This window comes from Rhodoferax sp. RT5P35, from assembly GCF_056521385.1.
Genome location: NZ_JBWMAX010000020.1, coordinates 31,349 through 55,499 on the forward strand (window position 1 = coordinate 31,349; position 24,151 = coordinate 55,499).

General features: G+C 63.3%; 21 protein-coding genes and 1 tRNA gene. 8 read left to right on the plus strand and 14 right to left on the minus strand.

Features of this window, described 5'->3' with window-relative positions:
• The first annotated feature begins 18 nt into the window (after positions 1-18).
• The 3 genes from ffh to AC097L_RS22365 all read left to right on the plus strand — a co-directional run bounded on the left by ffh (position 19) and on the right by AC097L_RS22365 (position 5,068).
• On the plus strand, positions 19-1,377 hold the full coding sequence (ffh, locus tag AC097L_RS22355; protein WP_479588924.1) for a signal recognition particle protein: 1,359 nt from the start codon (positions 19-21) through the stop codon (positions 1,375-1,377).
• A 340-nt stretch (positions 1,378-1,717) separates the two neighbouring features.
• Complete coding sequence (locus AC097L_RS22360; RefSeq protein WP_479588925.1) at positions 1,718-3,265, plus strand: methyl-accepting chemotaxis protein; 1,548 nt, start codon at positions 1,718-1,720, stop codon at positions 3,263-3,265.
• Between the two features lie 222 nt (positions 3,266-3,487).
• Entirely contained in the window at positions 3,488-5,068 is a 1,581-nt protein-coding gene (locus AC097L_RS22365; RefSeq protein ID WP_479588926.1) for a methyl-accepting chemotaxis protein, read from the plus strand.
• A gap of 91 nt (positions 5,069-5,159) precedes the next feature.
• Here the strand turns inward: AC097L_RS22365 and AC097L_RS22370 are convergent, their stop codons facing one another.
• Positions 5,160-5,297 (minus strand): hypothetical protein, encoded by a 138-nt coding sequence (locus tag AC097L_RS22370; protein ID WP_479588927.1) that lies wholly within the window; start codon positions 5,295-5,297, stop codon positions 5,160-5,162.
• Between the two features lie 37 nt (positions 5,298-5,334).
• Entirely contained in the window at positions 5,335-8,001 is a 2,667-nt protein-coding gene (locus AC097L_RS22375; protein WP_479588928.1) for a zinc-dependent metalloprotease, read from the minus strand.
• 255 nt (positions 8,002-8,256) lie between these two features.
• Between AC097L_RS22375 and AC097L_RS22380 the strand changes: the two genes are divergently transcribed.
• Positions 8,257-8,862 carry a tRNA-uridine aminocarboxypropyltransferase gene (locus tag AC097L_RS22380; RefSeq protein ID WP_479588929.1) on the plus strand — a complete coding sequence of 202 codons (606 nt, stop codon included), beginning with the start codon at positions 8,257-8,259 and terminating at the stop codon, positions 8,860-8,862.
• 61 nt (positions 8,863-8,923) lie between these two features.
• Here AC097L_RS22380 and priA read toward each other — a convergent pair whose 3' ends face one another.
• The 5 genes from priA to apaG form a co-directional block, all read right to left on the minus strand.
• Positions 8,924-11,023, minus strand: a complete 2,100-nt coding sequence (gene priA, locus AC097L_RS22385; protein ID WP_479588930.1) for a replication restart helicase PriA — start codon at positions 11,021-11,023, stop codon at positions 8,924-8,926.
• A 301-nt stretch (positions 11,024-11,324) separates the two neighbouring features.
• A complete protein-coding gene (hemE, locus tag AC097L_RS22390; protein WP_479588931.1) occupies positions 11,325-12,428 on the minus strand; it encodes a uroporphyrinogen decarboxylase in 1,104 nt (367 codons plus the stop codon).
• Between the two features lie 49 nt (positions 12,429-12,477).
• Positions 12,478-12,900, minus strand: a complete 423-nt coding sequence (locus AC097L_RS22395) for a CoA-binding protein (RefSeq protein ID WP_479588932.1) — start codon at positions 12,898-12,900, stop codon at positions 12,478-12,480.
• Between the two features lie 31 nt (positions 12,901-12,931).
• Positions 12,932-13,915, minus strand: coding sequence for a thiamine-phosphate kinase (gene thiL, locus AC097L_RS22400; RefSeq protein ID WP_479588933.1), 984 nt, complete (start codon positions 13,913-13,915; stop codon positions 12,932-12,934).
• A gap of 1 nt (position 13,916) precedes the next feature.
• Positions 13,917-14,315, minus strand: a complete 399-nt coding sequence (apaG, locus tag AC097L_RS22405) for a Co2+/Mg2+ efflux protein ApaG (protein ID WP_479588934.1) — start codon at positions 14,313-14,315, stop codon at positions 13,917-13,919.
• A gap of 49 nt (positions 14,316-14,364) precedes the next feature.
• Between apaG and rpe the strand changes: the two genes are divergently transcribed.
• Entirely contained in the window at positions 14,365-15,060 is a 696-nt protein-coding gene (gene rpe / locus AC097L_RS22410) for a ribulose-phosphate 3-epimerase (protein ID WP_479588935.1), read from the plus strand.
• 34 nt (positions 15,061-15,094) lie between these two features.
• Positions 15,095-15,355, plus strand: a complete 261-nt coding sequence (locus AC097L_RS22415; protein ID WP_479588936.1) for a YfhL family 4Fe-4S dicluster ferredoxin — start codon at positions 15,095-15,097, stop codon at positions 15,353-15,355.
• Here the strand turns inward: AC097L_RS22415 and pth are convergent.
• From pth to AC097L_RS22450, 7 genes are all read right to left on the minus strand, one after another.
• Complete coding sequence (pth, locus tag AC097L_RS22420) at positions 15,352-15,963, minus strand: aminoacyl-tRNA hydrolase (RefSeq protein ID WP_479588937.1); 612 nt, start codon at positions 15,961-15,963, stop codon at positions 15,352-15,354. The genes AC097L_RS22415 and pth overlap by 4 nt on opposite strands.
• A 72-nt stretch (positions 15,964-16,035) precedes the next feature.
• Positions 16,036-16,707 carry a 50S ribosomal protein L25/general stress protein Ctc gene (locus AC097L_RS22425; protein WP_479588938.1) on the minus strand — a complete coding sequence of 224 codons (672 nt, stop codon included), beginning with the start codon at positions 16,705-16,707 and terminating at the stop codon, positions 16,036-16,038.
• 107 nt (positions 16,708-16,814) lie between these two features.
• A complete protein-coding gene (locus tag AC097L_RS22430; RefSeq protein ID WP_315238838.1) occupies positions 16,815-17,789 on the minus strand; it encodes a ribose-phosphate pyrophosphokinase in 975 nt (324 codons plus the stop codon).
• A 93-nt stretch (positions 17,790-17,882) separates the two neighbouring features.
• Positions 17,883-17,959, minus strand: a tRNA-Gln gene (locus AC097L_RS22435).
• Positions 17,960-17,991: 32 nt separating this feature from the next.
• Positions 17,992-18,846 carry a 4-(cytidine 5'-diphospho)-2-C-methyl-D-erythritol kinase gene (gene ispE / locus AC097L_RS22440; protein WP_479588939.1) on the minus strand — a complete coding sequence of 285 codons (855 nt, stop codon included), beginning with the start codon at positions 18,844-18,846 and terminating at the stop codon, positions 17,992-17,994.
• A 2-nt stretch (positions 18,847-18,848) separates the two neighbouring features.
• The gene (locus AC097L_RS22445; protein WP_479588940.1) at positions 18,849-19,340 is read right to left on the minus strand and encodes a lipoprotein insertase outer membrane protein LolB; all 492 of its coding nucleotides are present in this window, start codon (positions 19,338-19,340) and stop codon (positions 18,849-18,851) included.
• Entirely contained in the window at positions 19,337-21,055 is a 1,719-nt protein-coding gene (locus AC097L_RS22450) for a tetratricopeptide repeat protein (protein WP_479588941.1), read from the minus strand. The genes AC097L_RS22445 and AC097L_RS22450 overlap by 4 nt, the downstream gene beginning before the upstream one ends.
• A 135-nt stretch (positions 21,056-21,190) precedes the next feature.
• Between AC097L_RS22450 and mutM the strand changes: the two genes are divergently transcribed.
• Both mutM and AC097L_RS22460 read left to right on the plus strand, forming a co-directional pair.
• Positions 21,191-22,006, plus strand: coding sequence for a bifunctional DNA-formamidopyrimidine glycosylase/DNA-(apurinic or apyrimidinic site) lyase (gene mutM, locus AC097L_RS22455; protein WP_479588942.1), 816 nt, complete (start codon positions 21,191-21,193; stop codon positions 22,004-22,006).
• A 198-nt stretch (positions 22,007-22,204) separates the two neighbouring features.
• Positions 22,205-24,145, plus strand: coding sequence for a dynamin family protein (locus tag AC097L_RS22460; protein WP_479588943.1), 1,941 nt, complete (start codon positions 22,205-22,207; stop codon positions 24,143-24,145).
• The last annotated feature ends 6 nt before the right edge of the window (positions 24,146-24,151 follow it).

A 24,151-nucleotide genomic window follows, 5' to 3' on the forward strand; every position in this document is an offset into this window, starting at 1 on the left:
TTCTTCGGACACTTCTTTATGGCCTCCGCTCTTACCGACAAACTCTCCCGCCTGGTCAAGGAAATCCGGGGCCAGGCCCGCATCACCGAGGCCAACGTGGCCGACATGCTGCGCGAAGTGCGCATGGCCCTGCTGGAGGCCGACGTGGCCCTGCCGGTGGTGCGCGACTTCATTGCGCGGGTGAAAGAAAAAGCCTTGGGCCAGGAGGTGATGGGCTCGCTGTCGCCCGGCCAGGCGCTGGTGGGCATCGTCAACCGCGAACTCAGCCGCACCATGGGCGAGGGCATCAGCGACATCAACCTGGCCACCCAGCCGCCCGCCGTGATCTTGATGGCCGGTTTGCAGGGGGCGGGTAAAACCACCACCACCGCCAAGCTGGCCAAGCACCTGATTGAGAAGCGCAAGAAAAAGGTGCTCACCGTCTCTGGCGACGTGTACCGCCCGGCCGCCATCGAGCAGCTCAAGATGGTCACCAAGCAGGCCGGGGCCGAGTGGTTCCCCAGCACGCCCGACCAGAAGCCGCTGGACATTGCCGCCGCCGCCATCGATTACGCCCGCAAGCACTACTTTGACGTGTTGCTGGTCGATACCGCCGGTCGCCTGGCCATCGACGAAGTGCTGATGCGCGAAATCAAGGACCTGCACGCCTTCCTCAAGCCCGTCGAAACCCTGTTCGTGGTCGATGCCATGCAGGGCCAGGACGCGATCAACACCGCCAAGGCTTTCTCCGATACGCTGCCGCTGACCGGCATCATCCTCACCAAGACCGACGGCGACTCGCGCGGCGGCGCGGCCCTGTCGGTGCGCCATGTGACGGGCGTGCCGATCAAGTTTGCCGGTACCAGCGAAAAGATCGACGGCCTGGAAGTGTTCGATGCCGAGCGCCACGCCGGGCGCGTGCTGGGCATGGGCGACATCCTGGCCCTGGTCGAGCAGGTCACCGCCGGTGTCGATATGGCCGCCGCGCAGAAGCTGGCCGCCAAGGTCAAAAGCGGCGAAAGCTTCGATTTGAACGATTTCTTGAGCCAGATCCAGCAGATGAAGCAAATGGGAGGTCTGTCCAGCCTGATGGACAAGCTGCCCGCCCAGATGGCCGCCAAAGCCGGCACCATGGACATGGACAAGGCCGAGCGCGACATCCGCCGCAAGGAAGGCATCATCTACAGCATGACCCCGCTGGAGCGCCGCAAGCCCGACCTGATTAAGGCCACCCGCAAACGCCGCATCGCCGCCGGTGCCGGGGTCCAGGTGCAGGAGGTGAACCGCATGCTCAACGAGTTCGGCCAGATGCAGGACATGATGAAGAAGATGAAGGGCGGCGGCATGATGAAGATGATCAAGCGCATGGGTGGCATGAAGGGCATGCCTAAATTCTGACGCACCCCCAGGCTTGTCCACTGCCCCGGAATCGGCTTGAAAAGCCGAGGACGCATGCGGCAACGCCAACCCCCTTGCAGGGGGCGATACCAGTGGCCTGGCGGAGCCAGTTCCACGGTATCTTTGGAAGATGACGTTAGGGTGAGTTTGGTGCTTTTTAGGCCGCTAGCGCATGTAAAATCTTCGTATGCTGCTATTTTTAGCATAGCAATGCCTGCTTGCAGTCTGGGTATCCGGTTAAACCCTAGGCTGGCTCGTTTGTCTTTGTTCGACTGTAAGAATATGTAGATATTCGGTTATTCTGTTTGTCTATTTACATCCGGTAACAGAGACGCAGCGCATGAAAAACCTCAAGATATCGACCCGTTTGCTGGTGCTGGTGGGGGTGCTATCGGCTTTGCTGGTGGCCATCGGGGCTGTGGGCCTGCTGGGGATTGCCAAGTCCAATGCGGCCATGGAGTCGATGTACCAGAACCGCATGCAAACCCAAAGCTTGGTGGCTGAATTCCAGTTTTTGACCATGCGCAACCGGCAGCTGATTTCCAACGCGTTGCTGTCCCCGGTGCCCGAGAAGATCGCCAAAGCGACGGCCGAGGCCGAGGCCAATATCCTCAAGGTCAATAAAGTCTGGGCCGCCCTGCAAGCCACCCCCATGGGCCCAAACGGCGACACGCTGGTCAAAGCCATTGATGCCAAGCAGAAAAAGATCCTGCAGGAAGGCCTGCGCCCCGCACTCCAGGCCCTGGCCGACGAGGACGTGGCCACGGCGCGGGTGCTGGCAGTGCGCAAGTTTGGCGATTTGTTTGACCCCATCTTTGACGACATCAGCGGCCTGCTGGTGCTGACAAAGGCCGACACCCAGCGCGATTTTGACGATGCCGTCGCCCGCTACACCACCATCCGGACCACGTTTATTGCCTCCATCCTGGCCGGTATCGCGTTTGCGGCCCTGTTTGGCTACACCTTGATGCGCGGCATTACCCGGCCGTTGCTACGGGCGGGAGAGGTGGCCAACGCGGTGGCCCAGGGCGATTTGAACCAGCGCATCGACACCTCGGGCAAAGACGAAGTGGCGGTGGTGATGCAGGCCCTGGCCGCCATGCAGGCCAGCCTGTCGCAGGTGGTGGCCACGGTGCGCCAGGGGTCGGAGAGCGTCTCTACCGCCAGTGCCGAAATCGCCCAGGGCAACCACGACCTGAGTGCGCGTACCGAGCACCAGGCCAGCGCGTTGGAGCAAACCGCTGCGTCGATGGAGGAGCTGGGCTCCACCGTCAAGCAAAACGCCGACAGTGCCGCCCAGGCCAACCAACTGGCCCGGCGCGCCAGCGAGGTGGCGGTGCAAGGCGGCGAGGTGGTCGCCCAGGTGGTCACCACCATGCAAGGCATCAATGCCAGCTCGAAAAAGATTGCCGACATTATTGGCGTGATCGACGGCATCGCTTTCCAGACCAATATCCTGGCGCTGAATGCGGCCGTGGAAGCCGCCCGCGCCGGAGAGCAAGGCCGTGGCTTTGCGGTGGTGGCCAGCGAAGTGCGCAGTCTGGCCGGGCGCAGCGCCGATGCGGCCAAAGAAATCAAGCTGCTCATCAGTGCCAGTGTGGACCGCGTGGCGCAGGGCACGCTGCTGGTGGACAAAGCCGGTACCACCATGGCCGAAGTGGTGGCAGCCATCCGCAACGCCACCGACATCATGGGCGAGATCAGCGCCGCCAGCCGCGAGCAGAGCCTGGGCGTGTCCCAGGTGGGCGAGGCCGTGACCCAGATGGACCAGGCGACCCAACAAAACGCCGCTTTGGTCGAGCAAATGGCCGCCGCCGCCAGCAGCATGCGCAGCCAGGCGCAAGACCTGGTGGATGCGGTCGCAGTGTTTGTACTGCCGCAACGCTGACGCCACCTTTCTATCTTTTAACTTTTAGGCTGCTAGCGCATATTCGGTATGCGCTAGCAGCTATTTTTTTGGTAGCGTTATTGTCTGTAAATGGAATGCTGTCCCTCCATAATTTTGCGAAATGGTTACTGTCATTTACATTGTGAACGCCTGACTCGGCTTGGGTCCGCTGTGTATGGCCTTGGTTACGAGGACTCTGAAACCCTTCAAAGGATTTTTACCATGCGACTTTCGGACTTCAAAGTCAGCACCCGTCTTAACTTCGGTTTTGGCCTGCTGGTGGCGCTTTCTCTGGTGTCTACCGTCTTGGCCATCGGCAAACTTGGTGACATCGAAGGCAACCTGGAGCTGGTGGTCAAGACCAACAACGTCAAGATCCAGATCAACAACGCCCTGGCGAATGACGTGCACACCGTGTCGCGGGTGATCCGCACCATCACGCTGCTGGACGAAATGCCGGCTATGGAGCGCGAGTTGCAGAAGGTGACTGCGGCCCGAGAGCATTACAACCAGAACTGGGCGGCGCTGCAGAAATTCCCGCCCAGCGATGCGGCGCGTGCCAACCGCGCCAAGATCGAGCAGGCTGCTGCGGTGGCCCGTCCCATCAACAACGAAGTGATCGCACTGGCCATGGACCAAAAAGACGCCGATGCCACGGCGTTGCTGCTCAAAGAGGCGGGGCCCGCCACCACCGTGTGGCAAGAAGCGATTGCCGAGAACATCGGGTTCCAGGATGCCCAGAACGTACAAGCCTACCAAGATGCCGTGGCCGATTACCGGCAGGCGCGTGGGATATTGATCGGTTTTGGCGGCTTCAGCGTGCTGCTGGCGTCCCTCTCTGGCCTACTCATCACGCGGTCCATCGTGCGCCAGCTCGGGGCCGAACCGGGCGTGGCCACGGCCTTGGCGCAGGGCGTGGCTGCGGGCAACCTGGGGCTGCATATCCAACTTCGGCAGGGGGATACCACCAGCCTGATGGCGCAGTTGCAAAGCATGCAGACCAGCCTGGTGCAATTGGTAACCCAGGTCCGCCAGGGCTCTGACAGCGTGGCCACGGCCAGCGCCGAAATCTCCCAAGGCAACCACGACCTGAGCGCCCGCACCGAACAACAGGCCAGTGCGCTGGAGGAAACCGCCGCCTCGATGGAGCAGCTCAGCGCCACCGTGCGGCAAAACGCCGACAGCGCCATCCAGGCTAACCAGCTGGCCCAGAGCGCCAGCACCGTCGCCGTGCGGGGGGGCGACGTGGTAGCTGAGGTGGTCACCACCATGCAGGGCATCAACGACAGCTCGAAAAAGATCGCCGACATCATTGGCGTGATCGACAGCATCGCCTTCCAGACCAATATCCTGGCCCTGAATGCCGCCGTGGAAGCCGCCCGTGCGGGCGAGCAGGGCCGCGGCTTTGCGGTGGTGGCCAGCGAAGTGCGCTCCCTGGCCGGGCGCAGCGCCGAGGCAGCCAAAGAAATCAAGCTGCTGATCGGTGCCAGCGTGGACCGCGTGGCACAGGGCACCTTGCTGGTGGACAAAGCCGGTGCCACCATGGCCGAGGTGGTCGGAGCCATCCGCCGCGTCACTGGCATCGTTGGCGAGATCAGCGCCGCCAGTAACGAGCAAAGCGCAGGCGTATCGCAAATCGGCGAAGCGGTCTCGCAAATCGACCTAGTCACCCAGCAAAACGCCGCGCTGGTCGAAGAAATGGCCGCCGCCGCCAGCAGCATGAAAAGCCAGGCGCAAGACCTGGTGGCCTGCGTGGCAGTGTTTACCTTGCCGTCTGTAATACCGTCTCTGGTGTTTCGCTAGTTTTTTGATAGCATTTGGTGTAGGTATAGTAAGCGTTAGAGGCTTATTCGGCGTGTAATTTCTATGGTGGACCGGGCTTACGCAAGATCCCTTATGCGCCCACAGTGCGACACAGGGGGCGCTGCGCCAGGAAGACTGCCGTCAGCACCAGTAAGCTGATCAGGGCGCTGAAGTCCAGCATTGCCAGGTACCGGGCGGTGCTGGAATTGTGTAAGCCGTGGACGATCATGGTGTGTGCTTTCCAAAAGACGGGCTAGCAAAAAGTTCTAGCCCGCACGCACCAGCTTGGCCGCCAGGGCGTTGCGCAGGGTCAGGGCGTTGTCGGCCAGGTGCTGGCGTGTTTCCGGGCTGTTACCGCGCCGTTGCAAGGCGGTTTGGATGCGGGCCAATAAGGCCGTGGCCTGGCTGCGCACCATGCTGCGGGCATCGGCACGGGTGGCTCCTGCGGGGCGCAGTACCAGGGCGGCCAGGCGCTCGGTGTAGGCGTGTTGCAGCTCGCGTTGCTCGGCGCTGGGGGCCGTCAGGTCGGTCCAGACTTCGGCTTCGACGCGGCGCACCAGCTCGGGCAGGCGCAGCGCGTCTTCCAAGGGGGCCAGGCGGCTGTCGTTGTCCAGCAGCTTGCCCGCCAGCGCGTCGCCCATCAGGCTGTTGAGCACCAGCAGGCGCAGGCCAAATACCTCGCGGGCCAACGGCAGATCGCCCGCGCTGGCGGGGGCTTCCGCACGGGCCAGGTAGTCGGGCACCAGGTGGCGCTGCAGCGCGGGCGAGATGGCAAACCGGTTGGCGGCCAGCACTTCGAGCAGCAGCAGGTCGAGCGCGGCGCGCTGGTCGGCGGCGGGCGTGGGTTGGGCTGGGTCGCGCCCGGTGTTGGCAAAGTCGCGCAGCATGCGCACGCCGCCCAATTGGCGCAGCAGGATGCCGGTGGTGGTGCCGGTGTCATTCAATGATTCACGCAGCAGGCGGCGCACGCTGCTCCAGTCCTGGTCGGGCCGGGGCTGCAGGGTTTCCAGCCGCTGGAACACGCTGTGGGCAATGGCGAGGCGCTGCCGGGCAAAGGCCACCGGGTTGTCGCCCAGGTCGCGCTGCAGGGTTTCGGGATCGGCCCCGAGGCTGAAATCTTCGTCGGTGCCATAGGCCAGGGCGGGCTCGGCGCTGCGGCTGGCAATCTGCGCCAGCGTGGCCGCCTCCACCGCGGGGGGGATGGGCCGGTAGGCGTAGTCGATGGCCCAGTAGTCGTACGGGCCTAGCGTGGTCTGGAAGGCCACCGGGCGCGGCTGGCCGGGTAAGCCCAGATTGACGGGCAGGTAGTCCATCACCGAGCCGCCCAGGCCCTGCGCCCGGGTGAAGGCCGGGTCGGCTAGCTGCGCCTGGGTGAACAGCCGCGAGGCGCGGAAGTTGTGCCGCAGGCCCAGGGTGTGGCCGACTTCGTGCACCGTCAGGCTGGTGATGTAGTCGCGCACGAACTGCTCGGCCTCCGGGCTGTCAGGGGCGATGTCGCCCTGGGACGCCAGCAGGTCGAGTGCGTAGGCCAGTTGCGCGCCTGCTTCGGCGCCGATGTCGCAGTCTTGGCCAGACTCTGGCAGGGCGTGCGCGGTTGTTTCGGCCACCGGCAGGCCCAGACGGCGCACGGCCGAGGCCCGGGTGGCGCGCACACTTTGGCTCTCAATACGGATGTCGGCATCCAGGATTTCGCCACTGCGCGGGTCCACATGGCGCGGGCCGATGGCGGCAAAGCCGGTACTGTTGTTGGTGGACCAGCGCACCGAGGCGCGGCCAAAGTCCAGCGTGTCGAAGTCGGCATCGTCCGGCTGCTGCTGCACCCGGATCGCGTCCTTGAAGCCAATGCGCTCGAACGCCGGGTTCCAGGCCAGGATGCCCGTGCGGATGGCCTCGCGGTATTTCAGCGGCACGCTGCGGTCGATCCAGTAGGTGATGGGTTTGACCGGCTCGGACAGGTCGGCCAGCGGGTCTTGTTTGTCCAGCCGCCAGCGGGCGATGAAGCGCTGCCGGGCGGTGGGGGCCAGGTCGTCTCCAAAGTTGTCCACCGCCTCCACAAAGTGGCCGATGCGCGGGTCTGCCAGGCGCGGGGCCATTTCTTTAGCGGGCAGGCGCGCCAGCGAGTAGTTGATCTGGATGAACATGCTGCGCGGGTCCACCAGGTTGTTGGGCGCGCCGGGCAGGTTCATGCCCGGCATGGGCAGGGCGATACCGGCGGTGGCGTAGTGGTTCATCACCTCCAGCACCAGCAGGTCGGGCGTGCCGCGCACCTTCAGGATGGCCGAGTTGCGCATGTCCACGCCGTAGTTTTGCCGGTAGGTCTGGGCCAGCGCCTGGGCCACGCCGCCCATGTCGTTGATGAACAGCGCGCCCGCATCCACCAGCACGCTCTGGCGGTTGGGGTGCGGCTGGCTGGCTACGGGCGTGCTGCCCAGCAGGCTGGGGGCGTAGGCGGCGGCCACGGCCCGGGCCTCGGGCGTGCCGGGCGGGGCCACGAAGTCGGTGTTGCGCGCCACCAGTTGCACCAGGTTGTGTACGCGGCGAAATTCCACCAGGCGGGGGCTGAGCATGCGCCCGCCATACAGCCCGCCTTCGCCGATCCCGCTGGCCATCTTGGGCGACAGAAAGAAGGGTTTGCCAAAGTCGTCGGGTCCCAGCTCCAGCCAGAAACGCTCGTCCCGTTGGTACACTGTAAACAGCCCAATGCTGCGCTGCGTGCCCAGCAGCACGGTGGCAAACAGCGGCAGGGGCGACGGCGGCGCGCTGGCAGCACGGGGGGCGCTGGCGGCCGACTGCGCCGCGATGGCCGCGGTGGTGGCCACGTTGGCGGCGGCCTGGGCCTCGTTGACTGCCTGGGCAACCCTGGTGGTGGTTGTGGTGCAACTGGCCAGCAAAAAGACCAGGGGCAGCGAGATGCGAAGAAGAAGCGTTGTCATGGCGCTGGATTATTTTGCACACCCCCAGGCTGCAGTGCTACGCATCTTTCTCCAACCCCCTTGCAGGGGGCAACACCAGCAGCCTGGCAAAGCCAGTTCTGCGGTGTTTCTGGACGGCGTGCGTTCTGACCTTGCTTAAAAGGTAGTGGTTACGGTATTTAAATAAAAATGGCCGCCCGTGCTGATTCAGCTTGCGTAAGCGGCTATCAAAACCATAGTACCCGATGCGTGTGAAGCGGCTTCCTAAAATGCCCCATGGTTTCTGTCACCCATCGCTCCGTATGCCACCGCTGCTTGCGTCCGCAAAGCACCTGCATTTGCCCATGGGTGACCCCGACGGCCCACGCGGTGGAGGTGCTGGTGCTGCAGCACCCGCTGGAGGTGCTCCAGGCCAAAGGCAGCGCCCGCCTGCTACACCTTAGCCTGCCGCACAGCCGCATGGTGGTGGGCGAGGCCTTTGCCACGCCGCTCTGGCCCGTGGATGGCCGGCACACGCTGCTGCTGTACCCCGAGACCCCGTTAGATACGGCCCCCGACCTGTTGCCGCCGCCCCCGCTGCCGCCCGAATGGCTGCAAGACCCGTCGCGCCTGCGCCTGGTGGTGCTGGACGGCACCTGGCGCAAAAGCCGCAAGATGCTTTACCAAAGCCCGCCGTTGCAAGCCTTGCCCCGCCTGGCCATGCGCGGCCTGCCACCCTCGCACTACCGCATCCGCAAGGCGCACCTGCCGGACCAGTTGTCCACGCTGGAGGCGACCTGTGCGGCGCTGGCGCAGCTGGAGGGGGATACCGACCGCTTCATGCCTTTGCTGGCCGCGTTCGACGGGTTTGTAGCGCAGCAGGCGGGTTATCTGTTGCGCTAGGTTTGCTATAAATTAAGTAGCTACTAGTGCATATTCCATATGCGCTAGAACCTGATTTTCTTTAAATTCCAAGGGGGTCGACATCAATCGCCCAACGGATCAGACCCTTGGCCTTAGGTTGGCTGCGGGTGGCGCGCAGCACGGTCTGCCAGGCCAGCAGGAAGCGCTGCAGGGCCTGGCGGGACGGGCTTTCCACCAGCATCTGGGCGCGTTCAATGTTGGCCACGCGCTGCACGCCCATGGGCACGGCGGGGTAGAGGGTGACGCGGTCCACGTCGGGCACGTCGCAGGCGGCAGCGCTGGCCAGGGTCAAAAAGGCCTGGGCGGCCTCCTGCGTGCGGGCCTCGGCGCGCACCAGGGCCTGGAAGCTGAACGGCGGCATCCCGGCAATCCGGCGCTCTTCGAGTTGGCTGGCGGCAAACGCCGGGTAATCGTGCTGGCGCAGCGCGGCAAACAGCGGGTGCTGGGGGTGCTCGGTCTGCACCCACATTTCGCTGGCCGCGCTCTGGGCGGCATCGCGGCCTGCGCGGCCCCCCGCCTGCATCAGCAGGGCAAACAGGCGCTCGGGTGCGCGGAAGTCGCTGGAAAACAGCGCGCCGTCGGGCTGGATGGCGGCCACCAGGGTGATGCGGCGAAAGTCGTGGCCCTTGGCGATCATCTGTGTGCCCACCAGCACGTCCACCGCGCCGGTGTGGACCTCGGCCAGTTGGGCCTCTAGTGCGCCCTTGGCCTTGGTGCTGTCGGCATCGATGCGGGCCACCACCACCGGGCCGCCGTCCGGGCGGCGCAGGTGGGCGAGCAGCTCGGCCAGGTGCTCTTCGAGCCGCTCGGTGCCACGGCCCACGGGGGCGATGTCGGGGTTGCCGCAACTAGGGCAGGCACGCGGCACCGGTTCTACGTAGCCGCAGTGGTGGCAGCGCAGGCTGCGGTCGATTTTGTGGAACACGCGGTAGGCGCTGCAGTGCGGGCATTCGCTCTTCCATTCGCAGCTGCCGCAGGCCAGCACCGGGGCGTAGCCGCGCCGGTTCAAAAACACCATGCTTTGTTCGCCGCGTGCGATGCGCTGCTGGATGGCGGCCAGGAGTTGGGGCGAAAACACGGTTTTCTTTTGCTGCAAACCCATGTCCACCAGCCGCACCTTGGGCAGCGTGCCCGCGCCGATGCGGCTGGGCATGGCCAGGCGCACGTAGCGGCCCCCCTCGGCAGCGGGGCGGCTGTGGTGCCAGCTCTCCAGCGACGGGGTGGCGGAGCCGAGCAGTACGCGGCAGGGTTCGGGGTCTGTGGATAAACGCGTTTCCAGCTGGCTGCGGTACACGGCCAGGTCGCGGGCCGAGTAGCGCGCGCCTTCTTGCTGCTTGTAGCTGGGGTCGTGCTCTTCATCGACGACGATGAGCTTGAGCCGCGGCATGGACGCAAACACCGCCATGCGCGTGCCCAGCACGATGCGCGCGGTGCCCCCGTGCGCAGCCAGCCAGCTTTTCAGGCGCTGTGGGGCGGTCATGCCGCTGTGCATGGACACCACCGCCGCCGCACCAAAGCGGGGCTCGAAGCGTTCGCGAAAGCGGGCTTCGAGTTGCGGTGTGAGGTTGATCTCGGGCACCATCACCAGCGTCTGGGCCATAGGGTCGCGGGACAAAAGGCTTTGCACCAGTTGCAGGTAGACCTCGGTCTTGCCGCTGCCAGTGGAGCCGAACAGCAAAAACGGGCCTTTTTGGGACTCAAATTCGGCGATGGCGCATATCTGCTCTGGGCTAAGCGCTGCAGAATGTATAGCGGACTCCGCCTGTGCGTCGGCCGCTTTGGCGGGCCGCTTGAGCCGCCGGGTGAGCTGCGCCGCGCCCAGTTCGCGCAGTTGCGGGGGCAGGGCAGCCAGGGCCACTTCACCCACCGCGCGCTGGTAGTACAGGGCGGCAAACTGCACCAGGCCGCGCCAGGCGGCGTTCAGCGGCGGTAGGCCGTCGAGTACGGCGCTGAGGGGGCGGATCTCGAAAGCGCTGTCCTCGGGCAAGCCATCCCACACCACGCCCAGCGTCTCGCGCGTGCCCAGCGGCACCCGCACCAGGCTGCCGGGCGGCAGGGTGGAGCTGTGGCTGTAGGTGAGCGGCCCGGCGATGGCGCTGTGGGCGGGGGTCTGGACGGCGATGGAGAGCCGGTGCGGCATTTGTGTGTGTTATTTCACGTGAACTAGAGGGAAAGCGCCTAAGTGCTTGATTTGCAACTGATTTACAAGGTATCCCAAGAATCTGTGGATAACTTTGTTGATATCTCTGCGGGGCGGGCTGCGAAGCCCGGTAAATCAAGGCTTTCGACGGATTGCCTCTAAAAAAAGCAATTTCAGATGACTATATGAATCAAAGACTTACAAGCGCTATGGGTTTCATAGCGAGGGCGGTGGCCCTTGTGGTGGTTTGCCGCACTGCACCACAAAATTTGTGCATAAGTGGTGCATCGCTAAACTATTTTTAGGCCCTAACTTGGCGCGAAACCTTGTGTACCGCCTCGACCAGCGCCGCCACGTGCTCGGGCGGGGTGTGCTGGTTGATACCGTGGCCCAGGTTGAAAATGTGCGTGGGCCCGGTGCCTGCACCCTGGTGCGGCACGCCAAAGCTGCGCACCACGCGCTCCACTTCGGCGGCAATCTGCACGGGCGGGGCAAACAGCACGTTGGGGTCGATATTGCCTTGCAGCGCCTTGCCTGGGCCGTCCACCGTGCCTCCGACCAGGGCGCGGGCCTTGGCCAGGTTGACCGTCCAGTCCAGGCCGAGCACCTCGCAGTCCAACCCGCCCATCTCATCCAGCCACAGGCCGCCGCCCTTGGTGAACACCAGGCGCGGGATGCGCACCCCGTTGTGCTCGGTCTTGAGTTGTTTCAAAACCTGCTGGGTGTAGGCCAGGCTGAACTGCTGGAACGCGCCGTCGGCCAGCACGCCGCCCCAGCTGTCAAAAATCATCACCGCCTGCGCGCCCGCTTCAATCTGCGCGTTCAGGTAGGCCGCCACTGCATCGGCATTCACCTGCAGCATGCGGTGCATCAGGTCGGGGCGGCTGTACAGCATGCTTTTGACCAGGCGGTAGTCGTCCGAGCCCTTGCCTTCCACCATGTAGCAGGCCAGTGTCCACGGACTGCCCGAGAAGCCGATCAGCGGCACCCGGCCATTCAGGGCGCGGCGGATGGACGTGACGGCGTCAAATACGTAGCGCAGCTTGTCCATGTCGGGCACCTGCAAGGCAGCCACGGCGGCCTCGTCGCGCACCGGGGTCGCAAAGCGCGGGCCTTCGCCCTGGGCAAAGCTCAAGCCCAGGCCCATGGCATCGGGCACGGTGAGGATGTCGCTGAACAAAATGGCAGCATCCAGCGGGAAACGCTCCAACGGCTGCAAGGTGACTTCGGTGGCGTAGTCGGTGTTGGTGGCCAGCCCCATGAAGCTGCCCGCCTTGGCCCGGGTCGCCAGGTATTCCGGCAGGTAACGGCCCGCCTGGCGCATCAGCCACACGGGGGTGTGGTCGGTGGACTGGCGCAGGCAGGCGCGTAGAAAGCTGTCGTTTTGGAGGGGAGCGAAGGACATGGCGGCGGGGAACAAGCAAACTGGGGAGCTTACCGCACCGCTCTGGCAGCTAAATGACTCCGCGTGCCGATAAAACGGAATGCTCGGTCTTGATGCATTTGTTTTGCACCACCCGCAGGCCCGCTGCATGGGCTTTCTGGGCCGCCGCGGCGTGCGAGATACCCAGCTGCATCCACACCGCCTTGGCCTGGATGGCGATGGCTTCATCGACGATGGGCGGAATGTCTTTGCTGCGCCGGAAGCAGTTGACCACCTCGATCACGTGGTGCCGGGCCGCTTCGGTCAGGCTGGGGTAGGCCTTTTCGCCCAGGATCTCGGTAGCGTTCGGGTTGATGGGGATGATGCGGTAACCCCGTGCCTGCAGGGTGCGCGCCACATCGAAGCTGGGGCGGGTGGGGTCGGCGGACAGGCCGACGACCGCAATGGTGCGGGCGTGGGTCAAGATTTGGCGGATAGCATCGGCTTCGTTCATAGAACCTTAGTTTACGCAAGCGCGAAGGCCTTCAGGCAAAGTGGTCGAAGCTGGCAAATGTGTGCAAGACGCTTGCGCCATGGGTATCGACCAGGCGGATGGGGGCCTGGGCCGAGCGGGCTTCGATCTGCCCGATGCGCGCCACCGGGGTGTCGGCCTGGGCTGCGGCTGCCGCCACGGCTTCGCGGGCCGAGGGCGGGGCGGTGAATACCAGTTCGTAGTCGTCACCGCCCGCCAGCACGCAGGCCAGGAATTTTCCAGCATCAAATTGGCCACTGGCGCATATTTTGTCTACGCTAGTAGCTATTAATTTAATAGCAATTGAGGTATCTACGACCGCGCCCACCCCAGAGGCTTGCAGGATGTGCTCCAGGTCGCCCAGCAGCCCGTCGCTGATGTCGGCTGCCGCCGTGGCCACGCCGCGCAGCGCCAGCCCCAGCGCGACGCGGGGCGTGGGCCGCTCCAGCCGGGTGCGTGCCTGGGCAAACGCGGCTTCGGGCAGCGACAGCGTGCCGCGAAACACCTCCAGCGCCAGCCGCGCATCGCCCAGCGTGCCGCTCACATACAAGTCGTCGCCCACCTGCGCGCCCGAGCGCAGCAGCGCCTGGCCGGGCGGCACCTCGCCGAAGACGGTGATGCAGATGTTCAGTGGGCCTTGCGTGGTGTCGCCGCCCACCAGTTCGCAGCCATGGACCTCGGCCAGGGCCAGCAGGCCTTGGGAAAACGGCTCCAGCCAGGCGGCATCGGCACGCGGCAAGGCCAGGGCCAGGGTGAAGGCCAGCGGCTGCGCGCCACAGGCGGCCAGGTCGCTCAGGTTCACCGCCAGCGCCTTGTGGCCCAGCGCGGCAGGGTGCACGGTGCTGAGAAAGTGGCGGCCTTCGACCAGCATGTCGCTGGAGATGGCCAGTTGCATGCCGGGCCGGGGCTGCAACAGGGCGCAGTCGTCGCCCACACCCAGCACGGCGCGCGGCGTGGGCCGGGTGAAGTAGCGGCGGATCAGGTCGAACTCGCCCATGTCAATGCAGGGTATGGCTGGCAGGGGGCAGGTGGTTGCCGGTGGCATCCAGCACAAAGGTGGGGATGGGGGCTTCAAAGCGCTCGCCGTCTTCGGCCACGCAAAAATAGCTGCCGTGCATGGCCCCGGTGCCGGTGCGCAGGCGGCAGCCGCTGCTGTACTGGAACGAGTCGCCTGGCTTCAGCAAAGGCTGGTGGCCCACCACGCCCAGGCCTTTGACTTCTTCGATATGGCCATTGGCATCGCTGATGGTCCAATGGCGGGCAATCAGCTGGGCGGTGGTGTCGCCAGTGTTCTGGATGGTGACCGTATAGGCAAAGCTGTACACGGCCTGGGTGGGGTCGGATTGCTCGGGCAGGTACTGCGGCAAGACTTCGACGGTGAACTGGTATTTGGGCATGGGCAGGATCGTACCGTGCCTGCATACACGGTCTGCGAAAATACGGGCTATGAAAAATTACCAAAAAAATTTCTGTATCGCCCCCTCGATCCTCGCCGCCGACTTTGCCCGCCTGGGTGAGGAGGTGAAAAACGTCATTGCGGCCGGTGCCGACTGGATCCACTTCGATGTGATGGACAACCACTACGTGCCGAACCTGACTTTCGGCCCCATGGTCTGCAGCGCCTTGAAGCCGCATGCCAAAAAGCCCGACGGCACGCCAGTGCCTATCGACGTGCACCTGATGGTGCAGCCGGTGGACGCGCTGGCGGCCTCGTTTGCCGATGCGGGCGCGTCGCTGATCAGCTTCCACCCCGAAGGTACGGGCCATGTGCACCGCAGCGTGCAGGCCATCAAGTCTAAAGGCTGCCAGGCAGGGCTGGTGTTCAACCCCGCCACGCCGCTGGATGTACTGGACTGGGTGATCGACGACATTGACTTGATTCTGATCATGAGCGTCAACCCCGGTTTTGGCGGCCAGAGCTTTATCGACTCGGCCTTGCGCAAGGTGGAGCAGGCCCGCAAGCGCATCGAAGCTTCGGGCAAGGATATCCGCCTGGAAGTGGATGGTGGCATCAAGACCGACAACATCGCCCGCGTGGCATCGGCCGGGGCAGACACTTTTGTGGCGGGCAGTGCGATTTTCGGCAACCCTGATTACAAGGCGGTGATCGACGCGATGCGCAGCGCCCTGGCCACCGTGTGACCTACTATTCGCCCATGACTTCCCGGAGTGCGCCATGGCATTGATCATCACTGACGAGTGCATCAATTGCGATGTGTGCGAGCCCGAGTGCCCGAACGATGCGATCTACCTGGGCGTGCAGATTTACGAGATCGACCCGCACAAGTGCACCGAGTGCGTCGGCCACTTCGATGAGCCGCAGTGCGTGCAGGTCTGCCCGGTGTCGTGCATTCCGGTGAACCCGGAGCATGTAGAAGATGTTGACACCCTCTGGGCCAAGTACCGGCGATTGCAGGCCCAGATCGTCAAGTCCTAAACGGGTTCGGGCGGCCGCACCGGCTTCGGCCGGGGTGGCTTGGTGGTGTGGATGGCCATGGTGGCCTTGTCCATATCGCCCGCCATCAGTGCTGGCACGGCCAGAATCGCCCGGGTCATGCTGTCGTCAATCGCCGTGCGGTGATCGGCAGACGGCTTTTTCAGCACCCAGTTCAGTACTTCATCGCGCGCACCTGGATGGCCAATGCCAATGCGCAGCCGCCAGTAGTCGGGGCTGCCCAGCTGCGCATGGATGTCGCGCAGGCCGTTGTGCCCCGCGTGGCTACCGCCCAGCTTGAGCTTGGCTTGGCCGGGCACGATGTCGAGTTCGTCGTGCACCACCAGAATCTCGCTGGGCTGGATCTTGAAGAACCGTGCCAGCGCACCCACCGATTTGCCCGACAGGTTCATAAAGGTCTGGGGTTTGAGCAGCCAGCGTGGCTCGCCCTCCACCACCACGCGCGCCACCAGGCCGCAGTAGCTTTTATCGGGTTGCAGGCCGGTTTTGAGCTCGCGCGCCAATGCGTCTATCCACCAGAACCCAGCGTTGTGGCGTGTGGCTTCGTATTCGGGGCCGGGGTTGCCCAGGCCAACAAACAGTTTGATCATGGCTGTGATTATCCAAAAACAAAAAAGGCCCACCGAAGTGGGCCTTTAAGGGCTGAACCGGGCTGAAAAGAATTACTTCTTGGCAGCAGGCTTGGCGGCGGCCGGAGCCTTGGCAGCAGGCGCCTTGGCACCGGCTTTGCCCTTGGCGGGTGCAGCAGCAGCGGCTGGATCCACAGCGACTTCTTCGGCCAGCGCAATCACGGACACCAGTGCAGGGTTTTCGCGGCCTTTGGTGACAACCGACACGCCCTTAGGCAAGACCAGGTCTTTGGCGTGCAAAGACGAGCCTTTGGTCAGGCCGCTCAGGTCTACTGCGATGAATTCGGGCAGGTCTGCAGGCAGGCAGGAAATTTGCACTTCGGTCGCCACGGGGGTAACCATGCAGTTTTCCGTTTTGACGGCGGGGCACACGTCCTGGCCGCTGTAGTGCAGAGGCACCTTCATGGTCAGCTTGGTGTTGGTTTCTACGCGCTGGAAGTCAGCGTGCAGAATCAGTTGGCGGAAGGGGTGCATTTGCACATTGCGCAACAGCACTTTGCTTTCCTTGCCAGCCAGTTCCATGTCCAGAATGGTGGAGTGGAAGGTTTCTTTTTTCAGAGCGTGCCACAGAGCGTTGTGGTCAATTTCGATCTGAGCAGCCGGTGCTTCGCCACCGTAGACGATGCCGGGGGTACGGCCAGTAATGCGGAGACGGCGGCTCGCACCCGTGCCCTGCTTTGCGCGCTCAAAAGCGACGAATTTCATAATCAACTCCTGTAAGAGTGCACCGCGACCAGTGCCACTCCGATTTAAAAAGGCCCGCACGCAACATATTTGTACATGCGTACGGGCCTGCTTTTTTGTTCTCAGGCCTAGAAAAGGTTTTCCTGGTCCGAGAACAAACTCATGACCGACTCACCGTTGGCAATCCGCTGTATCGTTTCGGCGATCAGGGGGGCCACGGTAAGTTGGCGAATTTTGGGGCATGCCAGCGCTGCAGCGCTGAGCGGTATGGTGTTGGTCACCACGACTTCGTCCAGGGCCGAACCGTTCGCAATGCGTTCGATGGCCGGGCCAGAGAAGATAGGGTGGGTGCAATACGCATACACTTTTTTCGCGCCGCGCTCTTTCAAGACTTCGGCGGCTTTGACCAGCGTGCCTGCGGTGTCAATCATGTCGTCCATAACCACGCAGTTGCGTCCATCGATTTCACCGATCACGTGCATCACTTCGCTGACGTTGGCCTTGGGGCGGCGCTTGTCGATGATGGCCATGTCGCAACCCAGTTGCTTGGCCAGCGCACGGGCACGCACCACGCCACCTACATCGGGCGACACAACGATCAGGTCTTCGTAGTTCTTTTGGCGCAGGTCACCCAGCAAAACGGGTGAAGCGTAAATATTATCTACCGGGATGTCAAAGAAACCCTGGATCTGGTCGGCATGCAGGTCCATAGTCAAAACGCGGTCTACGCCCACGGCTTGCAGCATGTTGGCCACCACCTTGGCGGTGATCGGCACACGTGCCGAGCGGGGGCGGCGGTCTTGGCGGGCGTAGCCAAAATAGGGAATCACGGCGCTGATGCGTTCGGCAGAGGCACGCTTAAGCGCGTCCACCATGATCAGCAGTTCCATCAGGTTTTCGTTGGTGGGCGCGCAGGTGCTTTGCACCACAAACACATCGCGGGCACGCACGTTTTGGTTGATTTCGACGGTCACTTCACCATCGGAGAAGCGGCCCACGCGGGCGGCACCCAATGAGATGCCAAGGTGTTTGGCAATGTCAGCGGCCATGCCCGGATTGGCATTGCCCGTGAAAATCATGAAATCAGTGTGGTGGGGCTGCATGAGCATTCCGGCTGTGAAATAACTGGCGATGTAGGAACTAGCGATGAAATAACTGTGTGTGAATATTCTGAATAACCGCGTATTTAGAATATTTGGCAGGGGAAGAAGGACTCGAACCTTCGCATGCTGGAATCAAAATCCAGTGCCTTAACCAACTTGGCGACTCCCCTACACGGGTCCACAGCATGAAGCTGCAAACCGATTAACCATCGCTGAAAGCCCAGCCTTTGAGAGGATGGACATCCATATTGCTGCATTTGCGAACTTGCCAGGCACCGTATTCACTTGGTACATCCGACAAATCTACATCGCTCAGTATTTGCGCAAACACCGCGCTACCAGAGCCAGTCATTCTAGCATTTAAACCTTTGCCTCCAAGCCACTCAAGGGCTTGGTTCACTGCAGGGCAAAGGTTTTGCGCAACTGGCTGCAAGTCATTAGTACCGAAGTAATAAGGCTGAGCAGCAAAGCCTGCGAGTATAGCACTATCTGAATCGCGTTTTAAATTTGGCGATGAAAAAATCAGTTGGGTGTCCAGCCCTTCAGGCGGCTTGGCGACGGCAAAGCGGGCCGATGGCAGCGAAATTGGCGTGATTTTTTCGCCAATGCCTTCGACCCAGGCGTTGCTGCCGCCCAGGAAAAACGGCACATCGGCTCCCAGTTGTAGACCAATGGTTAGCAGTTGCTCCAGCGGCACATTCAGTTTCCACAAGCGGTTGAGCGCCAGCAGGGTGGATGCGGCATCGGACGAGCCACCGCCCATGCCGGCCTGCGCCGGAATGCTTTTCAGCACGCCGATGTGCGCGCCCAGTGGCGTGCCGGTGGCGGTTTGTAGCGCACGGGCGGCACGCAGCACCAGGTCGTCGGGCGGCAGCGGGATGCTGAGGTCTTCGCGGCTGAGCTGGCCGTCTGTACGCAGTTCAAAGTGCAAGGTGTCGCACCAGTCGATCAACATGAAGACCGACTGCAACAGGTGGTAGCCACCGGCACGGCGGCCGGTGATGTGCAAAAAAAGATTCAGCTTGGCCGGGGCAGCTACGTCGTACAGGGCTTGCATGTCTATTTATCGAGAACGAGGCGCAGGGTGGCCGTGGGTTCTGGCTGGCTGCGCACTGCAGTAATCCGGCCATCATCCAGCCGGGCCAGATCGGCTTGCCAGCCCGGCGCTGGGGTGTTGCGGCCTTGTAACCAGTCGAACAGCGCTGCCAACGGCAGCGGGGCTCCGGTTGCTTGTGCGACCAAGGCTTCCAGCGAATCAAAGGGCCGGACGTCGCCATTGGCGTACAGCGTCGCCGATTCGGGCTGCCACACCAAGCGTGCAAGCGTGCCGCCGAGCGGATTGAAGAGAGTTAGCTCACCTGCTTCTGCCGAGCCCTTGAGTTCAAAGCTGGCCGAAAATGACTGGGCGGCTGATCCATCGACCTGCAAAGCCAGGCGGCCGCTCCAAAAGGCGGATGGGTCGGCGTTCTGGCGGCCACTGTTCAAGTGCGCGCACCCGGCCAGAAACAACGCGCACACCATCAGCGCCCACTGGCGGGCCAGGGCGCTCACAGTTTGACTTGCAAGCGTTTCAGCGTGGCCAGCAGGGTTTCGTTGTCGCTATTGATCTGCAGGCCTTCTTTCCAGATGCTGGTGGCGCGCTCGCGTTGGCCCAGGGCCCACAGCACCTCGCCTAGATGGGCGGCGATTTCGGCATCGGGCTTGGCCTTGAAGGCCCCGTCGAGCACGCGCAGGGCCTCGTCGTTGTTGCCCATGCGGAACTCGACCCAGCCCAAGCTGTCGGCGATGAAGGGGTCGTTGGGCACAAATTCCAGCGCTTTGCGGATCAAGTCGCGGGCTTCGGGCAGGCGCACATTGCGTTCGGCTAGCGAATAGCCCAGGGCGTTGTAGGCGTGGTGGTAGTCGGGTTTGATGGCGATCAGCCTGCGCAGCAGACGCTCCATGTCGTCCATTTTGTCGAGCTTTTCGGCCAGCATGGCCTGGTCGTACAGCAGGTCGGCATCGTCAGGGTGTTCGGCCACCGCTTTGGCCATCAGGTCATAGGCGGCTGGATACTGTTTGTTGTCGCGCAGTAACTGCACTTCGGCGGTCAGCTTCTGCCGGGCTTCTGTCGGGGTGCGTTCTGGCAGGGCTTGCAGCAGGGCGCGGCCCTCGGCCAGCTTGCCTTGTTTGGCCAGCAACGAGGCCCGGCGGTTTTGCACGGCCAGCAGCTCTTCGGCGTTGTCGATTTTTTGCAACCAGGCTGCGGCTGCAGGATAGTTTTTGCGGTTCTCTGCAACCTGCGACAAGGCCATATAGGCCGCCGACAAGCCCCGGGTACGCCCTTCGCTAGGGGCCAGTGGCTCAGCCAGAGCAATGAAGCGTTTGAGCGAGTTCTCGGCTGGGTTGAGCTGATTCTCCTGGACCTGCAAGCTGCCCTGTACCAGCCAGGCATCTGGGAAATCGGGGTTTTGGCTGGTCAGCAGACTGAGTTGCTGCGCTGCTTCACCGTAGCGCAGCGCTTCCAGCAGTGCGCGGACATAGGCCATGCGCAACTCGGGTAGGGGCTGGCCGCTCAGGTAATGCAGTACCAAAGGTTCGGCCAGCGGGACTTTCGGCCCCATCATTTCCAGTGCCAGTTGCACCGGACCGGGCGCGGTGATAGACAGGGTTTGGCCGTTGCGGGCCGCCTCTAGCGCGCCAGAGGTGTCACCTGCGGCCAGCCGCATGCGGCCCACGGTGGTCCAGGCTGCAGGGCCGTTCAATGAATCCGCCAGATAGCTGCCCAGCACCTGCTCAATCACTGTTGCTGCCAGTTTCTTGTCGGAAATTTGCGCATAGGTCGGCGGAATCGCGGTGATGGCTGCGGCACGGTCGGCATCTGGGGCCATCGCCAGCTCGGCCTTGAGAGGCTCAGCGGTGTCCGCCACACGGTTCAGCGCCAACAAGATTTGCAGCACATAACGGTTGGCATCGCGGGATGCGGGCTCGGCCTTGCTCCAGACGCGGGCAGCTTGCAGCGCGGCCTCGCCGGAGCGGGACTGTAAGGCGATCTCAACCGCGCGCCGGTACAGGCTGGGGTCGTCGGCCTTGCGTGCGCCTTCTAAATACAACTGGTAGGCAATGCCAGGCTCGCCACCGGCCGCGTTCAGCTCACCCAGCAGCACAATGTAGAACAGCTCGCCATTCATGGCGGATTGCGCGGGCGCGGCTTCTGTCGCGCTGGGTGCTGCGGTCTCGGGAGCCGTTTGCGCAAATGCGTGCAGGCCGCCCGTGGCCAAAGCCAAAGTTGCCAATCCGTGGGTAGCCAGTCTGATATATCGCTTCATCGGCTCATAATAATCCAAGCCTATTCACATGCCGTGTTCGGGGGGTAAAGCTCCCTGGCAAGGATCTATTTTTCTCCCTAACCACCACGTGCCATGCCCGAGTTACCCGAGGTTGAAGTCACCCGCCTGAGTTTTGCCGACCGGATCCAGGGCGCGCGCATCAGCAGCGTGCGTATGGGCAAACCGCTGCGCTGGCCGCTGGGTTATGACCCTGCCCTGTTGGCGGGCCGCACCGTGCTGCAGGTGCGCCGACGGGGCAAGTATTTGCTGTTGGACCTGGATGCGGGCCTGCTGCTGCTGCACCTGGGCATGTCGGGCAGCCTGCATTTCGCGCCCCAGCAGCCAGAGCCGGGCGCGCACGACCACTGCGATGTGGTCACCCACCTGGGCATCTTGCGCCTGCACGACCCGCGCCGGTTTGGGGCGGTGGTGTATGCCGACAGCCAGGACGCACCCGAAGCCGCCAAGCTGCTAGGGCACTTAGGCATGGAGCCGCTGGACGAAGGATTTTCTTTACCGGCTTTTTACGCAGGGCTACAGATGCGCAAAACGGCCATCAAACAGGTGCTGTTGGCGGGCGAGGTGGTAGTAGGCGTGGGCAATATCTATGCGTCCGAGGCGTTGTTCATTGCCGGTATCCGCCCCACGGTGCGTGCCCACAGCATCAGCAAACCACGCGCTGCCCGGCTGCATGCTGCCGTGCGCAGCGTGTTGGCACGGGCGGTATTGAAGGGTGGCAGTACCCTGCGGGACTTCTCTAATGCCCATGGCGAGAGCGGCTACTTCCAGCTCGAAGCCATGGTTTACGACCGCGAGGGCCTGCCGTGCCGGGTATGCGCCACGCCCATCCAGCAAATCCGCCAGGGCCAGCGGTCTACTTACTTTTGCCCCGTCTGCCAAAAGCGCTAAAGGATTACCTACCCCCAGGCTGCAGTGCTGCGCATCTTTCGCCAACCCCCTTGGCATGGGGGCAACACCAGCAGCCTGGCAGAGCCAGTTCTGCGGTGTTTCTGGGCGGCATACGTTCCCGGTTTAGACGGGGGCTAAATTGCCATGGCGCTAGTGCTATATTGATTTTTTGTTTTTTACTACCCACCTATTCCCGCTGTGGCGACCTCCTTTAATGAACAACTAGGCCAGCATGGCGCGTGGCGGCGTGAGCTGGCGCTGCGCCTGAAGCTGCTGTCCGCGTGGATGAAAGAGCACGCGCTGATGGATGCCGGGGTCGAGGCCCGGCTGCGGCGGCTGGAAGACCAGATGCGCAGCGACAAGGTGATGGTCGCCTTTGTGGCCGAGTTCTCTCGCGGCAAGTCGGAGCTGATCAACGCCGTGTTTTTTGCCGGATACGGTCGCCGCATCATGCCCGCCAGCGCAGGCCGCACCACCATGTGCCCAACCGAGTTGGGCTATGACGCGGGGGTGCCGCCCAGTCTGCGGCTGCTGCCCATCGAATCGCGCCTGCACCCCCAGTCGCTGGCCGAATGGCGGCAGGCCCCTGAGCAGTGGACCCATATCGACCTGGACGTGAACGATGCGGCCCATCTGGCCCAAACCATGGAGAAGGTCACCGAAGTCCGCAGCGTCACCCAGGACGAAGCCCGCGCATTGGGTTTCTGGCACGACCAGGAATCCGACGACAACCCGCCGCTGGATGCCGAAGGCCGGGTCGAAGTGCCCCGCTGGCGGCATGCGCTGGTCAATATGGCGCACCCGCTGCTGCTGCAAGGCTTGGTGATTCTGGATACGCCCGGGCTGAACGCCATCGGTGCCGAGCCCGAGCTGACCGTCAACCTGATCCCCCAGGCCCATGCCGTTGTCTTCATACTGGGGGCCGACACCGGGGTCACCAAGTCCGATCTGGCCGTCTGGCGCGACCACCTCAGTGCCACTGCCGACGACATGGCTGCGCGCCTGGTTGTGCTCAATAAGGTCGATACCCTGTGGGATGCGCTCAGCACGCCCGCGCAGGTGCAGGCGCAAGTCGATCGCCAGCGGGTCGCTTCTGCAGCGCTGCTGGGCGTGCCAGCGCAGCAGGTGCTGGCAGTGTCGGCGCAAAAAGGCCTGGTGGCCAAGATTACCGGCGATGCGCCGCTGCTAGAAGCCAGCGGCCTGCCAGAGCTAGAGGTGGCGCTGGGCCAGGGCATTCTGGGCCAGCGGCAAGAAATTCTGCGCTCGGCCGTGGCCCGTGGCATCACCGACCTGCGCACCGAGACCGGCCGTGTGCTGCATGTGCGTCGCCGCGACCTGGCCGAGCAAAAAATGGAGCTGCAGGGCCTGGGCGGCAAGAATTTGACTGTGGTGAAGAACATGCGCCAGCGCATCGAGCAGGAAAAGCACGAGTTCGACATGGGCAACGCCAAGATACACGCCGTGCGCGCCATCCAGCTTAAGCTGCTGGGCGAGGTGTACACCTTGCTTGGCAGCCGCACCCTGAAAGCCGAAATGGCGGTGCTGGCCGAGGCACTGCAAAAACCCGGCTGGAAGCGCGGCATCAAAGGTGTCTACGCCGACACCTTCGCCCGGTTGAATGACAACCTGGCCAAGGCCCAGACGCACAGCATGGAAATCCACAGCATGCTGGCCGCCACGTTTGACCAGCTGAATGCCGAATTCGGCTTCTCGCTGCTGCTGGCTGGCACGCCCGACGTGCAGGGCCACCAGGCCGAACTGGCCGAGATCGAGGCCAGCCATGTGCAGTACCTGAGCCTGCGCAACGCCCTGAAGCTGGCCCAACCCGAGTTTGCCGAGCGTTTGGTGCGGGCGCTGCGCTCGCGGCTGCGCGGGGTCAACCAGTCGGCCTTTGACGATGTGGAGCTGTGGAGCAAATCCGCCACCGCCCAGCTGGAAGACCAGCTCAAAGAGCGCCGCAAAAGCTTCACCCGGCGCATCGAGGGCACTGACCGCATGCAAACTGCTGCGGGCGGCCTGGACGCGCAGGTGGCCGAGATCGAAGGCCAGGAGGCCGTGCTGGGCCAGTTCGAAACCCGTTTGCAGCTGCTGACCTCGTATTTTTTGACCACCGCCGGACCCCGGCCCCCTTTGGAATGAATTTGG

Bases quoted from the DNA above. Each gene is read 5' to 3' on its own strand.
- ffh (WP_479588924.1), top strand. From the start codon at position 19: ATGGCCTCCGCTCTTACCGACAAACTCTCCCGCCTGGTCAAGGAAATC.
- AC097L_RS22360 (WP_479588925.1), top strand. From the start codon at position 1,718: ATGAAAAACCTCAAGATATCGACCCGTTTGCTGGTGCTGGTGGGGGTG.
- AC097L_RS22365 (WP_479588926.1), top strand. From the start codon at position 3,488: ATGCGACTTTCGGACTTCAAAGTCAGCACCCGTCTTAACTTCGGTTTT.
- AC097L_RS22370 (WP_479588927.1), bottom strand. From the start codon at position 5,297: ATGATCGTCCACGGCTTACACAATTCCAGCACCGCCCGGTACCTGGCA.
- AC097L_RS22375 (WP_479588928.1), bottom strand. From the start codon at position 8,001: ATGACAACGCTTCTTCTTCGCATCTCGCTGCCCCTGGTCTTTTTGCTG.
- AC097L_RS22380 (WP_479588929.1), top strand. From the start codon at position 8,257: ATGGTTTCTGTCACCCATCGCTCCGTATGCCACCGCTGCTTGCGTCCG.
- priA (WP_479588930.1), bottom strand. From the start codon at position 11,023: ATGCCGCACCGGCTCTCCATCGCCGTCCAGACCCCCGCCCACAGCGCC.
- hemE (WP_479588931.1), bottom strand. From the start codon at position 12,428: ATGTCCTTCGCTCCCCTCCAAAACGACAGCTTTCTACGCGCCTGCCTG.
- AC097L_RS22395 (WP_479588932.1), bottom strand. From the start codon at position 12,900: ATGAACGAAGCCGATGCTATCCGCCAAATCTTGACCCACGCCCGCACC.
- thiL (WP_479588933.1), bottom strand. From the start codon at position 13,915: ATGGGCGAGTTCGACCTGATCCGCCGCTACTTCACCCGGCCCACGCCG.
- apaG (WP_479588934.1), bottom strand. From the start codon at position 14,315: ATGCCCAAATACCAGTTCACCGTCGAAGTCTTGCCGCAGTACCTGCCC.
- rpe (WP_479588935.1), top strand. From the start codon at position 14,365: ATGAAAAATTACCAAAAAAATTTCTGTATCGCCCCCTCGATCCTCGCC.
- AC097L_RS22415 (WP_479588936.1), top strand. From the start codon at position 15,095: ATGGCATTGATCATCACTGACGAGTGCATCAATTGCGATGTGTGCGAG.
- pth (WP_479588937.1), bottom strand. From the start codon at position 15,963: ATGATCAAACTGTTTGTTGGCCTGGGCAACCCCGGCCCCGAATACGAA.
- AC097L_RS22425 (WP_479588938.1), bottom strand. From the start codon at position 16,707: ATGAAATTCGTCGCTTTTGAGCGCGCAAAGCAGGGCACGGGTGCGAGC.
- AC097L_RS22430 (WP_315238838.1), bottom strand. From the start codon at position 17,789: ATGCAGCCCCACCACACTGATTTCATGATTTTCACGGGCAATGCCAAT.
- ispE (WP_479588939.1), bottom strand. From the start codon at position 18,846: ATGCAAGCCCTGTACGACGTAGCTGCCCCGGCCAAGCTGAATCTTTTT.
- mutM (WP_479588942.1), top strand. From the start codon at position 21,191: ATGCCCGAGTTACCCGAGGTTGAAGTCACCCGCCTGAGTTTTGCCGAC.